We start from the raw sequence: 14,661 nt of genomic DNA, 5'->3' as shown, positions 1-14,661 counted from the left end.
CTTTCATTGGTGGCGGCAGCAGATCACAGCTTTTGATTGCCCCACCCGACCTCCGAACCGCCGATCCGACGATCGCGGAAGAGGTCTATTCGGGTCGATTTTCCTTTGCAGGACAATGGGTTGAAACGAAGGGAAAATCACCCTTCGAAATGATTCCGCCAAGCTCGGACTGGGCCGAAGAGCTGCACGGTTTCGGCTGGCTGCGTCATCTGAAGGCGGCCGCGACGCCGGTTGCCCGCTCCAATGCGCAGGTCATCGTGCACGATTGGATGAGCGCCGAAAGGCGCCATCATGCCGTCGCCTGGGAACCGCCGGTGGCAGCACGGCGCACCATGTCGCTGTTGTCGCAATCAGCGCTGGTGCTCGAAGGTGCCGACCACGATTTCTACCGCCTTTACGTGCGTTCCATGCTGCGCCACGCGCATTTCCTTCGCAGATCCTTCTATGCCGCCGAGCCTGGCCTGCCGCGCCTGCAAGTGGCGATTGCGCTTGCCATGGCCGGGCTGTGCCTGTCGCGCCAGGAGCGTCTCGCCAAGCGCGGGCTGGAGCGTGTAAGTCACGAGATTGGCGTGCAATTCCTGCCCGATGGCGGCCATATCTCCCGCTCGCCTGCGGCGATTTTGGAAGCGCTTCTCGACCTTCTGCCCCTGCGTCAGACGGTGGTCGCGCGCGGCCAGCACCCGCCGGAAGCGATCCTGGGCGCGATCGACCGCGCCATGCCGATGCTGCGCTTCTTCCGCCATGCCGACGGCGCCTTCGCCCAGTTCAACGGTGCCTCCGCAGGCGGCCGCGATCAGCTCTCCACCGTGCTCGCTTATGACGAGGCGCTCGGCAAACCCGTCGCCTCCGCCCCCTATTCGGCCTTCGAACGTCTGGAAGCCGGAGAGGCAGCCTTGATCGTCGATGCCGGCCCGCCGCCACCGCTCGCCTTCAGCGCCGAAGCGCATGCCGGCACTCTCGCCTTCGAATTCTCCCATAACGGCCAGCGCCTTATCATCAATTGCGGAGCACCCCGCGCCCGCTATGAAGCCCTGAGGCGCGCCGCTCGGCTGACCGCGGCGCATTCCACCGCAACGCTCGCCGATACGTCCTCGAGCCGATTGGAAGCCGAAGGCGAACGCGTCCTCCTTGTCAGCGGACCGAAGCGTGTCGAGAGAAACCGCCGCCAGGAGAAAGACGGCACGATTTTGCTCGAACTATCCCATGACGGCTACGCAAAGACGCTGGGTTTCGTGCACAGGCGCCAGCTCGTCCTCTCCGGCAACGGTCTCGCGTTGGAAGGACGTGACCTCTTCGAAGGCAACGGTTCGGAGCGAACCCCTTTCGACATCCGCTTTCACCTGGAGCCGAGCGTCGGGGTCGAAGTGCCCGAAGACACGGACATGCCGCCGCATATCGATCTTGTTCTCTCCGATGGGGCAGTCTGGCGCTTCACGGCCGACCAACCTCTGGCTCTTGAAGAAAGCACGATTTTTTCTCTTTCCAGAGGATCCGGCCGCAGCCTGCAGATTGTGGTGAGCGGCGAGGTCGGCGATGCACACGCTGTCGCCTGGAGACTTGCGCGCCTCGCCTGAGGGATTAAGACCGGACGTTCTTCCTTTCTTCGCGACGTCCCCGAGGCTCACAATGTCGGTTTCTTCCAAAAAGGGCTCTTCCGGTCCTGAACGCGTTGTCGTCAAACGCGCCCTCATTTCCCTGTCCGATAAGACCGGAGCGGTCGAGTTCGCCCAGGCGCTCGTTGCAGCCGGTGCCGAAATTCTATCGACCGGCGGCACCGCGCGGGCGCTCAAAGAAGCCGGACTGCCCGTGAAGGACGTGAGCGAGGTAACCGGTTTCCCCGAGATCATGGACGGGCGCGTGAAGACGCTGCACCCGGCGGTTCATGGCGGCATTCTTGCAATCCGTGACGATTCCGAGCACCAGGCCGCCATGCAGGAACACGAGATCGAGCCGATCGATCTCGTCGCGATCAACCTTTATCCGTTCGAAGAGACGGCTGCCAAAAGCAGCGACCCGCTCGAGATCATCGAAAATATCGACATCGGCGGGCCCGCCATGATCCGCGCCGCGGCCAAGAACGCCGCCTTCGTCGCCGTGGTGACCGATCCCGCCGATTATGGACGTGTCGCAGAAGCCGTTGCCTCCGGCGGCGTCGACAAGGCGCTGCGCCGTGAGCTTGCCGCAAAAGCCTTTGCGCGCACGGGCGCCTACGACGCCGCCATCTCCGGCTGGTTCGCTGAGCAGTCGGAGACGCAGTTCCCGGAACGTATGGTGTTCGCCGCGACCCGCGCATCGGAACTTCGCTATGGCGAAAATCCGCATCAGAAGGCGGCACTTTATTCGACCGACAAGGGCAAGCCAGGTGCTGCGAATGCCTGCCTCGTCAACGGCAAGCCGCTGTCCTACAACAACCTGAGCGACGCCGACGCCGCGTTCCAGCTTGCCGCCGATCTCGATCCGGAAAGGCCGGCGATCGCCATCATCAAGCACGCCAATCCCTGCGGCGTCGCCGTCGCTGACACGCTGGCCGAAGCACATGCCAAAGCGCTGATATGTGACCCCGTCTCCGCCTATGGCGGGGTCGTGGCCGCAAACCGGCAGTTGGATGAGGCGGCGGCCAAGGCCATCACGGCTCTCTTCACCGAGGTCGTCATCGCGCCCGACGCAGACGAAGCGGCGCTCAAGATCCTCAAGGCAAAGGCCAATCTCCGTGTGCTCCTGACGGGCTCCGCCATGCCGGCGACAGGCATGATGGTCAAATCGATTGCTGGCGGCCTTCTGGTCCAGGAGATCGATGCCGCGCAAGTCAAGATGGCCGATCTCAAGGTGGTCACGAAGCGCGAGCCGACCGAACAGGAACTTGCTGATCTGATCTTCGCCTTCCGCATCTGCAAGCATGTGAAGTCGAACGCAATCGTCTATGCGAAGGACGGAGCCGCTGTCGGCATCGGCGCGGGTCAGATGAGCCGTGTCGATTCCGCCCGCATCGCCGCCTGGAAGGCGCAGGAGGCAACGCGTGCCGCCGGGCTCGAAGATGCTCTGACGCGTGGCTCCGTCGTTGCCTCGGATGCCTTCTTCCCCTTTGCGGACGGTCTCCTGGCCGCCGCGGAAGCTGGCGCCACCGCCGTTATTCAGCCAGGCGGATCACTGCGCGACCAGGAAGTGATCGACGCCGCCGACGAGGCAGGCCTTGCGATGGTGTTCACGGGGCTTCGCCACTTCCGGCATTAACTTTCGAGTGGGGCAGGCGGCTACCAAGGTCCGCCTGCTGTTCCGCAAGCTCGGCGAGAAGGCTCGCTGCGACGGTGGCCTTGGCCGTCGTCGCGCGGCCATCGGCGAGGATCGCGGCAACCCGGCTCGCGGTCGCGCTGACATTGCGGCCGTATTCCTCTTCCCAGGCGGAGACGTCCGGGAACCCTCCATCGGCATAAGAGAGAACGTCGAGGGCGAGCGCCCGATGCGCTGAAGCGAGCTGATCGCGCGCCTTCTCCGTCGCCAGATTCTCGTAATAGTCAGGGCTTTCGACAGCGAGGATCATTGCCTCGAGCCTGGAGAAGCAGAAGCGATCGGCGACCTCGAAATAAGCCGCCGCGGCCGCCTCGATCGGCCGTCCGCAGCGTTCCGCGATAAGTGCCACATCGATCGCATTGGCAAGTTCGGGAAGGATGGCGAGCTCCTCGGCAAGCTCGTCGGGGACTTGTGCCTCGACGAGCCAGGCTTTTCGCGATTTGACCGCATTTGCAGCGAATTCGGGCAGGAGGTCGGGCAGCAATTGCCGCAGAGCCTCCAGCGTCTCCTGAAAACGATCGACCACTGCACCGATGCCGGACCGGAGATCGACATTGCGCAGGAACCAGCCGATGCGGTCGAGAAGAACATCCTGCACCCGCAGATAGAGCTCAAGCTGCAGCTGGCCGCCGATCTTATTGTCGAGGGCTTCGAGCTCCGCATGCAGACGTTGCATGGAGAAGGCATCGCGAACGGCCGTGTAAGCGCGGGTGATGTCCGCCGGCGTCGCGCCGGTGCGGTCACGCAGCCGAACAATCGCGGTGGGCCCGCCGCGGTTGATGAGCGAATTGGCGAGCTGCGTCGCGATGATCTCCCGCCTCAGACGATGGCCTGAAATCTCATCACCAAACCGCTCCTGCATGTTCTCCGGGAAATAGCGGAAGAGTTCGCGCGCGAGATATTCATCGTCGGGGATGTCGCTTGCCACGAGATCATCGAAGAGAACGATCTTGGCGTAGGAGAGAAGAACGCCAATCTCCGCCCGCGTCAGCGGTTGACGCTGGGCCTGGCGCTCCGACAGGGTGGAATTGTCCGGCAAGACTTCCACCGCCCGATCGAGCCGGCCCGCGGCTTCAAGTTCGTTCATGAAACGCGCCTGATTGGCGAGCGCGTCGAGGCCGCGCATCTGCTCCAGACTGATGGCCAGCGTCTGCTGGATGTTGTTGCGCAAGACGAGGTCGGCTACCTGGTCGGTCATCGCGGCCAGGCAGCGGTTGCGCTCCTCCAGCTCCAGCTTGCCCGACCTCAGCGAGGGCGCCAGGGCGATCTTGATATTGACCTCAAGGTCGGAGGAGTTGACACCACCGGAATTGTCGATCGCGTCGGAATTGCAGCGTCCACCGCGTAGGCCGTAATCGACACGCGCCTGGGGCGTCATACCGAGATTGGCGCCTTCCCCGACCACCCTTGCACCGACCTCTGCAGAGGTGATGCGGATCTGATCGTTTGCCTTGTCGCCCACTTCGGCATCGCTTTCGTGCGGCGCCCGCACATAGGTGCCGATGCCGCCAAACCACAGAAGATCAACCTGCGCCTTCAAGATGGCGCGGATGACCTCATTGGGGCGCGCGGATGTCCCGGAAAGTCCAAGCAGCGTACAGATTTCGGGCGAAAGCGGCACCGTCTTGTCATGGCGAGAGAAAACACCACCGCCCTTCGAGACAAGGCTCGTGTCGTAATCCTTCCACGACGAACGCGGGAGGTCGAATAGCCGCTGACGCTCTTTGAAGCTCGCCTCAAGGTCCGGATCGGGATCGATGAAGATGTCGCGGTGGTCGAAGGCGGCGACAAGACGGATCGCACGCGACAGAAGCATACCGTTACCAAAGACATCGCCCGACATATCGCCGACGCCGGCAACCGTGAACGGCTCGCTCTGGATATCGTGGTCAACCTCGCGGAAATGCCGTTTCACCGCTTCCCACGCGCCGCGGGCAGTAATGCCCATTTCCTTGTGGTCGTAGCCGGCCGAGCCCCCCGAGGCGAACGCATCGCCAAGCCAGAACCCATGAGTCTCGGAGACGGCATTGGCAGTGTCGGAGAAGGTCGCCGTACCCTTGTCTGCTGCAACGACAAGATACGGATCGTCCTCATCATGGCGCACGACGTCATTGGGCGGAATGACCTCGTCACCCTCAAGGTCGTCGGTAAGCGCAAGCAACCGATCAACGAAGGCGACATAAGCATCGCGTCCCGCTTCGAAGATTTCCTCGCGGCTGCCCTCCGCTGGCAGGAGCCGTGGAAAGAATCCACCCTTCGCTCCGACCGGCACGATAACGGCGTTCTTCACCTGCTGTGCCTTGACGAGACCGAGAACCTCGACGCGAAAATCTTGCGGCCGATCCGACCATCTGAGACCGCCACGGGCGACGGGCCCGAACCGCATATGCACTCCTTCGACCTGTGGCGAGTGCACAAAGATCTCCCGGAACGGCCGAGGCGGCGTGAGGAAAGCGAGGTCACGCGGCTTGAGCTTGATGGTGATGGCGAGCGGCGGGGCACCTTCGGCATCCCTCTGGAAATAATCGGTCCGCTTGGTCGCGAGAATGACAGCCCGGTAGGCGCGCAGAATCGTGTCCTCGTCGAGACTGTCTACCCGATCGAGCGGGCCATCTAGAGCCTTTTCCGCATCAGCCTCTGCGGCCTCACGGTCCTCGATCGCCGGATCGAAGCGCGCCCGGAAGCGGTCTACGAGAAGGCGTGCCAAAAGCGCGTTGCGGCCGAGCGTGTGCCAGATGTAGTCGAGCGAATAAGGCAGCTGGGTCTGCCGCAGATACCGCCCGATCGTGCGCAAGAGCGCAGCCTCGCGCCAGGTGATGCCGGCGGAAAGGACAAGCGCGTTGAAGCCGTCATTGTCGGCGCGCCCACCCCATACGGCACTGATCGCCTCCTGGAGACGAGAAGCGGCATCGCCGACAGGATCAACCTCGCCGGAACCCGCTTCATCCTTGGCGGCAAGCGTCATGTCATGGATATAAACGGCCGAGCCGGTCGCCGGGCGAACCAGATAGGTGCGCTCGTTGACGACCGCGAAACCGAGATTTTCCAGAAGTGGCACGCGCCGCGACAACGGGATCGGCGCATCGAGATGATGGAAGCGCAAAGCCGTGCGCCTCAATCCGCCGGCGATGCGCCGGTGAAAATGCGCGGCAATCACCGACCGGTCGGAAAGCTCACGACCGATGCGGATGTCTTCAACGGCATCTTGCGGGCTAAAGGCGGCCTGATATTCGCGTCCGAAGGCGTCCCGATACTCTCCGAAGAGCTCTGTTTGCTGCGGGAAGGCATTGGCGAGCGCCTCGCGTAACCCGTCTTCGAAGGTGCGGGTGATGGCTCGAATGCGTGCCTCGACCTCACCCTGATCCGGATCTACGGGAGCCGTTTTGGGATCGCGGGCCTCCCGCGCCACGATGAAATGCACGCGGGCGAGATGTCCCTCGGGGAAAGCTGGATAGGCGGCGGAGATCCGCCCGTCATACATCTCCGCCAACGCCTGACCGATCTTGGCGCGGATGTCGGAGGAATAATGGTCGCGCGGCACATAGACGAGGACGGAGACGAAGCGGCCGAACTTGTCGGCCCGGCTGAGTGCACGCACGCGCGGACGCTCCTGCAGATGCAGGACGGCCATGGCTTGGTCATAGAGCGTGGAGAGATCGGCCTGGAAAAGCTCGGTGCGCGGAAAACTCTCCAGGATGTTGAGGAGCGTGCGGCCGGAATGGCTGAAGGGATCGAAGCCGGCGCGCTTCAGGATCTGGTCGACCTTGCGGCGGATATAGGGAATCGACTGGACGGAACGGGTGAACGCGCTCGACGTGAACAGGCCGACGACGCGCAATTCCCCCGTCACGCGGTTGTGGTCGTCGAAAATCTTGACGCCGATATAGTCCATATGGTCGCGGCGATGCACGCGCGAGCGGACATTGGCCTTCATGATGATGAGCGGTTCCGGGCTCATCAAAAATTCCTGGATCTCCGGTGTCATGGTGACAAGTTCGGCGCCACGGCGCAGCACTTTCACCTCGGGGTCACGCAGCAGGCCGAGCCCCTCGCCATGAGCGTGGTCGAGTGCGCCACCCGAATCCTGCTCGTAGGTGAACTCACGCGTGCCCAGGAAAGTGAAATTGTCATCCTCGAGCCATTCCAGCAGGGCGATCGCTTCTTCCAGCTCGTCCTCGTCGAGCTCGGGCGGATCGATACGGTAGTCGCGGATCGCCATGCGCAAGCGGTCGCGCATGGCGCGCCAGTCTTCGGTCGCAACCCGCACCTCTTGCAGAAGGCTCTTCAAGGACGCTTCGAGCTCGCTTTTCGCCGCCTCGTCGGGCAGGCGCGCAATCTCGATATGCAGAAAGCTCTCCCGGTTCGGGCGGCCCTTCGATTCCGCACCCGCGGCAGCAAATTCGGTCAGGCGTCCGGCTTCATCGCGCGAAACCTCAAAGATCGGATGCAGGACAAGATGGATCGGTTGCCCGGCGGCCTGGATCTCCCCGAGAACGGAATCGAAGATGAACGGCCGGTTCTTGCCGACGATATCGATCGCGGTGACCGGACGACCGCGCTCGTCGGCCGCATCGATGTCTCTCAGGCTGACCTTCGGCACATTGGCGTCGCGCTGAGCGATGAATGCGAAAGCAGCCTTGGCAATACCCGCCAGGCTTTCGGCAGGATAAACGGTAATATCCTCGCCCGCCGCATGTGCAAAAAAGATCTCGGCAAAGCGTTTGAGTGGCGCGGCGTCGATTCCCGTCTCTTCGGCCTCTGCCTCAAGCCTCGCTGTGGCATCTTCGATGCGTTTTTTCTTTTCCGGCTCGTAGCGGTCGGGCATTGGGTCTCCTCGCCTCTTCTTTCAGCCGCCTGACGCACGAAACGGACGCAAATAGCGCCCTTTCTCGCAGCGGCCGCCTATCTCTGAGGCAAGACATGCACCCCGACCGGCATCCGGCAAGAGCCAAATGCTGCGTGCCGCAATCGTTGTTGACCGACGGCCCGCATAGGTCCCGAAAAAGCGATGAAAACAAACCGATTGGCGTTAGGGCAAAACAACAACCGGCGTTCCGACGCGCACGCGTTCGAAGAGATCGACCACGTCCTGGTTGTACATGCGGATGCAGCCATAGGAAACAAAACCGCCAACCGATTTCGGCCGGTTGGTGCCGTGGATGGCATATTCGCCGCCCGCAAGTGTCATGGCGCGCGGCCCAAGCGGATTGCGCGGTCCTGGCGGAATCAGATCCGGCAGTGAGGGAATGTCGTGTTTGACTTCCTTTGGCGGCGAGAAGGTGGGATCGACCACCTTGCGCGAAATGCGCGTGCGCCCCTCCCATTGCTTGCCACGCCGTCCAACGCCAACAGTGTAGCGCAAAGCCTGGCCACCGCGCATGACGAGGTAAAGCCGGCGCTCCTTAGTTTTGACGACGATCGTGCCAGGACGATAAGTGTCCTTGAATGGCACCGGCTCCCGCGCCTCGGCCACACCCGCACACGCAACGCCTGCGACGACAACAACGGCCGTCGCCCACTTCTGCACAATCCGCATCCAAAGCCCCCAGAGCCCTGATTTTTCTTAGATTATGCGGCCGTCATCGGAGACCAGACGAAAAAAGTTCTGGTTTGGTTGAGAATTTAAGAAAATTCGGCACCTGGGGTGCCGGCGCAAGCCACTAGCACCCCAGGTTGTCAGACCAAAAGCCGTTTGCCTCAGTTGGCGCGATTCTGCCGATGTTCGACGAGATCGTCGACGACGGCGGGTTCGGCGAGCGTCGAGGTGTCGCCAAGATTGGAGAAGTCGTCCTCGGCGATTTTTCTGAGGATGCGGCGCATGATCTTGCCGGAGCGCGTCTTCGGCAGGCCGGGCGCGAACTGGATGAGGTCCGGCGAGGCGATCGGTCCGATCTCCGAACGCACCCAGTTCCTGAGCTCCTTCTTCAGCTCCTCGGTCGGCTCTTCGCCCGCCATCAAGGTGACGTAGCAATAGATGCCCTGACCCTTGATGTTGTGCGGGTAACCAACGACTGCAGCCTCCGACACCTTCGGATGGGCAACGAGCGCGGATTCGACTTCCGCCGTGCCCATGCGGTGACCGGAGACGTTGAGCACGTCGTCGACGCGGCCGGTGATCCAGTAATCGCCGTCCGCATCGCGCCGGCAGCCGTCACCGGTGAAGTAAGTGCCCTTGTAGGTGGCAAAATAAGTCTGCACGAAACGGTCGTGATCGCCATAGACCGTGCGCATCTGGCCGGGCCAGGAATCGAGGATGACGAGATTGCCTTCCGTGGCGCCTTCGAGAATGTTCCCCTCGTTGTCGACGACCGCTGGCTGCACCCCGAAGAAAGGCTTCGTGGCCGAACCCGGCTTCTGCGCGATGGCGCCCGGCAGCGGCGTGATCAAAATGCCGCCCGTCTCCGTCTGCCACCAGGTATCGACCACCGGGCAGCGCTCTTCGCCAACGACACGGTAATACCATTCCCAGGCTTCCGGATTGATCGGCTCGCCAACGGAGCCGAGAAGCCGCAGGGATTTGCGCGAGGTCTTCGTCACCGCCTCGTCGCCGGCACCCATCAGGGCACGGATGGCGGTCGGCGCCGTGTAGAAGATATTGACGCCGTGCTTGTCGCAGACTTCCCAGAAGCGGGAGCCCGAAGGGTAGTTCGGCACGCCCTCGAACATGAGCGTCGTAGCGCCGTTCGCGAGCGGCCCGTAGACGATATAGGAATGGCCCGTCACCCAGCCGACATCGGCCGTGCACCAATAGATATCGCCGTCATGATAGTCGAAGACATATTGGTGGGTGATGGAGGTATAGACCATATAGCCGCCGGTCGTGTGCATCACGCCCTTCGGCTTTCCGGTTGAGCCCGACGTATAGAGGATGAAGAGCGGATCTTCGGCGCCCATCTCCTCGGCGGGACAATCGGCGTCAACCTTTTCGATCTCCTCATGATACCAGAGATCGCGGCCTTCTTTCATGGTGACGTTGCCGCCGGTGCGCTTCACGACCAAGACGTTGCGGACTGAAGCACCATCCTTCTCAGCGCGCTCGATGGCCTTGTCGGTGTTCGCCTTCAGCGGGATTTTACGACCCCCGCGCACGCCCTCATCCGCGGTGATGATGAAATCGGAACGGCAGTCCTCGATGCGGTTCGCCAAGGAATCTGGCGAAAAGCCCCCGAACACGACAGAATGGATGGCGCCGATGCGGGCGCAGGCGAGCATCGCATAGGCCGCCTCAGGAATCATCGGCATATAGATCGTGACACGATCGCCCTTCTTCACGCCGTGCGCCTTCATCACATTGGCGAGGCGGCAGACATATTCGTGAAGCTGGCGATAGGTGATGTGCTTGTGATCGGAAGGCTCGTCGCCCTCCCAGATGATGGCGACCTGATCGGCGCGGTCGGCAAGATGGCGGTCGATGCAATTGACCGAGGCGTTGAGCGTGCCGTCCTCGAACCATTTGATCGACACGTTGTGGTAGTCGTAGGAGGTGTTCTTCACCTTGGTGAAGGGCTTGATCCAGTCGATCCGCTGCGCCTGCTCACCCCAGAAACCGTTCGGGTCTTCAACGGACCGGGCGTACATGTCTTGGTACTTGTCCCAATCGATGAAGGCACGCTCGGCCCATTCGGGCGTCACGGAATGTACTTTCGCGTCAGACATGGATGAGCCTCCCCAAGGTTGTGTCGGACCTTACAGCCCGGATTATACCGCGGCATTATGCCGAGGCGGTCGCGGCTGTCCATGCCGCGACCCTCGCACTTTCGTACATAATATCGAGCACTTCGAAGTGGTGACCAGGGCGGGCCTTCATGCCCCCAAAACGCCGAGACAAAAGCCTTCGACGACGAGGACGAAAAACCAGCGGCCGATCGTCATGAAAACTTGTCGTGCGGGTTGCCCGGCGAGAATGCCATTGACGCCGGACGTTGTGGCGACAAAGCCCGCCCAGAGAATTGCCGCGGAAATGACGCCGTTGCGGGTGGTCGCCTGACCGGGGCCGAGATGGCCGATCGCGCCGGCGAGCACATAGGCCATGACTAAGATAAGGATGAAGACCAAGATCTGCCGCATAACCGCGGGGACGCCCACTGCAAGCGAGCGACGGACATCGCCGCTAACGTCCTTAGGGGCAGGCAATATACGCAGCCACAAGAGATGGGCGAGGAAGCCAAAAACCGCGGCGAGCGGGATCGCCCAATAATTCATGCTGCCGAAATGCAAGAGCGTGCTCCGTCGCCGTCTTCGGTCGCCCCGACCTTACGTCCCGAACGCGCCGATGATGAGGCCCTGCAGCATGACGACGCCGAGCCAGTGGCCGGAATCGATGAAGGTGAGCGTCCACGGCATGATCTGGTAGCGGTGATTGACGACGAGCGGCACCAGGATGAATCCCGACCACACGAAGAAGCCGGAGGCGAGGCCGGTTATGATCGACACCTCGCCGATATGACCGATGAGGCCTGCAAGCATCCAGGCCATGAATATCTCGCCGGTGAGAGAGACGAGAAGCGGCGTGCGATCGACGTTTTCATCGCCATCATCGACCTTCACCTGGATGAGGCCGGTCGCGGCAGTAAACGGCTTTGCCAGCACCGCGTAATAAATGGCGCCGAAGCCGAATGCGGCAAACCCGGCCACAATGACGGCAAAATAATTGATTCCGGCAAAAGCCATTCCGTCTCCCCCTCGCAAGGCGGATCGATACCGCCCCGCAACCTCAAAAAAGCCTCGCGCCAGCTCTTAACCGGCTTTGACGTCGTCGGCTACCAACCCTCCCAGTCGGCAGATCATTGCGAATTCGTTATCGCTGACAGGCTGCACCGACAGGCGCGAATTTTTGACGAGCACCATATCGGAGAGGCGTTCGTCCGCCTTGATGGTCTCCAACGAGACGGGCTCCTTCAACGGCGCCACGGCCTTGATGTCGACGCACTCCCATTTCCCGCTCTCGTCCGTGGAATCGGGATGCGCCTCGGCGACGATCTCGACAACCCCGACGACCGCCTTGCCTTCATTGGAGTGGTAGAAGAAACCACGCTCACCAGCTTTCATCTGGCGCATGAAATTGCGCGCTTGATAATTGCGCACGCCATCCCATTCCTGTCCGCTCGCACCCTTTTTGACCTGGTCGTCCCACGACCATTTGTGCGGCTCCGACTTAAACAGCCAATAGGCCATACCCACCCCTTTCAAGGACTTGCAGCGGTCCGTCTTCGTGCCTCAGGCGATTTCTTGCTTCAAGGGCCGGGAGACCAGGGCTGCGATCGCCTCGTCGAGGGTGAGCCTGCCCGAGAGCACCGCCGCGACGGCATTCGTGATCGGCATGTCGATGTCGTGCTCGCGGGCAAGGCGCGCGGCGATGGCGGCGGTGAAAGCCCCCTCCGCGAGCGGCTTGCCTGGAGCGGTCAGCTCTGCAACTGATCGACCCTCGGCCAGTGCAATGCCAAAACTCGTATTGCGCGATTGCCGGCTCATCGCCGTCAGCATGAGATCTCCGAGACCAGAGAGCCCCATGAAAGTCTCAGGCCGAGCCCCCATTCTCGCACCGAGACGGCTCATCTCGGCAAGACCGCGGGTGACGAGCGCGGCACGCGCACTCTCGCCGAGCCGGCGGCCTTCGACGATGCCGGCGGCGATGGCGATGACGTTCTTGAGCGAGCCGCCAAGCTCCGCGCCGATGATGTCGTCGCTCGCATAAGCCCTGAAACTGTCCGAGGAGAGGGTGGCGGCCACCTGCTCCGCGACGGCAATCTTACTCGCTGCCACCGTAACGGCAGTCGGCAGCCCCCTGGCGATCTCCGCGGCATAGCCCGGACCCGACAATGCCCCGATCCGATGGTTCGGCAGCGCCGCCCGCACGATCTCACCCTGCAACGCACCGGTTTCCTGCTCGATGCCCTTGGCACAGGCGACAACCACGGCGTCGTCCGAAAGCGTTGTGCCGATTCCGGCCAGCAGCGACCGTGTCGCCTGCGAGGGGACGACGAGAAGCACACAATCGGCGTCGCCGAGACGCGACGTATCGCTGGTGACGTCGATCGTCTCCGGCAAGCGCGGACCGGGCAGAAAATCACTGTTTTCACGGCTCGCTGCCAGTCGTGCGGCGGCGGCTTCATCGATTGTCCAGAGGGTCACCGAAGCCCCGGCGCGCTCTGCAACAAGAGCAAGCGCGGTGCCGAAAGCACCGGCTCCCGCGACAGCGACTTTGCGAAAAGACGTACCCATTAAACGCGAGCTCCATGACGGCCCGAGCCGAGAAGTGGTTCGGCGGCCTGATCGAGGGGCCAACGCGGACGGGCAACGATCTCCGCGACCGCCTCGCCTGCGCTAAGGCGCATGAGCCCTGCCCAGGCAATCATCGCCGCATTGTCGGTGCATAGGTCGGATCTCGGCGCCACGAAGGCGATGCCGGCTTTGTCGGCAAGATCGGACAGGGCGGAACGGACGGCCCGGTTGGCGGCGACCCCGCCGGCGACAACGAGGGCGTTCCACGGCTGCAGGGTGAGCGCATGGGCTGTGCGCTCGGCGACAATCGCGGCCACGGCCGCCTGGAAGCCGGCACAAAGATCGTCGATATCCGTCTCAGACAGCGGAACCAGTGTCTCCGCCTTGATGCGCAACGCCGTCTTCAGACCCGAGAAGGAAAAGTCGCAGCCTTTTGTGCCGAGTAGCGGCCGCGGCAAGTTGAAGCGGCCCGGATTTCCTCTGAGAGCACGTTTCTCCACTTCCGGACCGCCCGGATAGCCAAGACCAAGGAGCTTTGCCGTCTTGTCGAAAGCTTCGCCAAGCGCATCGTCGATGGTGGAACCGAGACGTCGGTAGCGACCATAGCCTTCGACGGCGACGAGTTGCGTATGTCCGCCGGAAACGAGGAGAAGGAGATAGGGAAAGGCAACATCATCGGTAAGAACCGGGGTGAGCGCATGGCCTTCCAGATGATTGATACCGAGAAGCGGAAGCCCGGCAGCGGCCGCAAGCGCCCGCGCCGTGGTCACGCCGACGAGGAGACAGCCGATGAGGCCCGGCCCGGAGGTCACAGCAATCGCATCGACATCGCAAAGACGTTTGTCCGCATCCGCAAGGGCTGCGGCAATGATGCCGTCGAGGGCTTCCACATGCGCGCGTGCAGCAATTTCCGGCACGACCCCACCAAAGGCGGAATGCTCCGCGATCTGGCTGAACACCGCATTTGAAAGGATTTTTCCCTTCCCGTCCGGGCCCCGAGTCACGACGGATGCGGCGGTTTCGTCGCAGCTCGTTTCGATGCCGAGGACACTCGATGCGGCGCCTGGGGGGACGCCGGGGAGGACCGGGTCCATTGCACTTATCCCCTTGGCTGATTAGACCCTAGGCGTGTAGCACCGGCTAAGCTGAAGG

General features: G+C 62.4%; 10 protein-coding genes. 2 read left to right on the top strand and 8 right to left on the bottom strand.

What is annotated here, in order from left to right:
• Positions 1–149 precede the first annotated feature (149 nt).
• Together EO094_RS01400 and purH are read left to right on the top strand one after the other, a co-directional pair.
• A complete protein-coding gene (locus EO094_RS01400) occupies positions 150–1,574 on the top strand; it encodes a heparinase II/III family protein (RefSeq protein ID WP_164879510.1) in 1,425 nt (474 codons plus the stop codon).
• A gap of 52 nt (positions 1,575–1,626) precedes the next feature.
• Positions 1,627–3,231, top strand: a complete 1,605-nt coding sequence (gene purH, locus EO094_RS01395) for a bifunctional phosphoribosylaminoimidazolecarboxamide formyltransferase/IMP cyclohydrolase (RefSeq protein WP_128290569.1) — start codon at positions 1,627–1,629, stop codon at positions 3,229–3,231.
• Here purH and EO094_RS01390 read toward each other — a convergent pair.
• The 8 genes from EO094_RS01390 to tsaD all read right to left on the bottom strand — a co-directional run bounded on the left by EO094_RS01390 (position 3,203) and on the right by tsaD (position 14,603).
• Positions 3,203–8,113, bottom strand: a complete 4,911-nt coding sequence (locus EO094_RS01390) for an NAD-glutamate dehydrogenase (RefSeq protein ID WP_128290568.1) — start codon at positions 8,111–8,113, stop codon at positions 3,203–3,205. The two genes, purH and EO094_RS01390, sit on opposite strands and share 29 nt — an antisense overlap.
• Before the next feature lie 204 nt (positions 8,114–8,317).
• Entirely contained in the window at positions 8,318–8,824 is a 507-nt protein-coding gene (locus EO094_RS01385; RefSeq protein ID WP_128290567.1) for a L,D-transpeptidase, read from the bottom strand.
• 161 nt (positions 8,825–8,985) lie between these two features.
• Positions 8,986–10,944: an acetate--CoA ligase gene (gene acs, locus EO094_RS01380; RefSeq protein ID WP_128290566.1), complete on the bottom strand. Its 1,959-nt coding sequence runs from the start codon at positions 10,942–10,944 to the stop codon at positions 8,986–8,988.
• A 147-nt stretch (positions 10,945–11,091) separates the two neighbouring features.
• Positions 11,092–11,505: a DUF1761 domain-containing protein gene (locus EO094_RS01375; protein ID WP_128290565.1), complete on the bottom strand. Its 414-nt coding sequence runs from the start codon at positions 11,503–11,505 to the stop codon at positions 11,092–11,094.
• Positions 11,506–11,541: 36 nt separating this feature from the next.
• Positions 11,542–11,958, bottom strand: a complete 417-nt coding sequence (locus tag EO094_RS01370) for a DUF1761 domain-containing protein (protein ID WP_128290564.1) — start codon at positions 11,956–11,958, stop codon at positions 11,542–11,544.
• Positions 11,959–12,024: 66 nt separating this feature from the next.
• Positions 12,025–12,462 carry an EVE domain-containing protein gene (locus EO094_RS01365; RefSeq protein ID WP_128290563.1) on the bottom strand — a complete coding sequence of 146 codons (438 nt, stop codon included), beginning with the start codon at positions 12,460–12,462 and terminating at the stop codon, positions 12,025–12,027.
• A gap of 42 nt (positions 12,463–12,504) precedes the next feature.
• Entirely contained in the window at positions 12,505–13,509 is a 1,005-nt protein-coding gene (locus EO094_RS01360; RefSeq protein WP_128290562.1) for an NAD(P)H-dependent glycerol-3-phosphate dehydrogenase, read from the bottom strand.
• On the bottom strand, positions 13,509–14,603 hold the full coding sequence (tsaD, locus tag EO094_RS01355) for a tRNA (adenosine(37)-N6)-threonylcarbamoyltransferase complex transferase subunit TsaD (protein WP_128290561.1): 1,095 nt from the start codon (positions 14,601–14,603) through the stop codon (positions 13,509–13,511). The genes EO094_RS01360 and tsaD overlap by 1 nt, the downstream gene beginning before the upstream one ends.
• Between the last annotated feature and the right edge of the window lie 58 nt (positions 14,604–14,661).

It is taken from the genome of Afifella aestuarii (genome assembly GCF_004023665.1).
Taxonomy (GTDB): Bacteria; Pseudomonadota; Alphaproteobacteria; order Rhizobiales; family Afifellaceae; genus Afifella; species Afifella aestuarii.
This window is presented reverse-complemented; position numbering and strand designations above follow the sequence as displayed.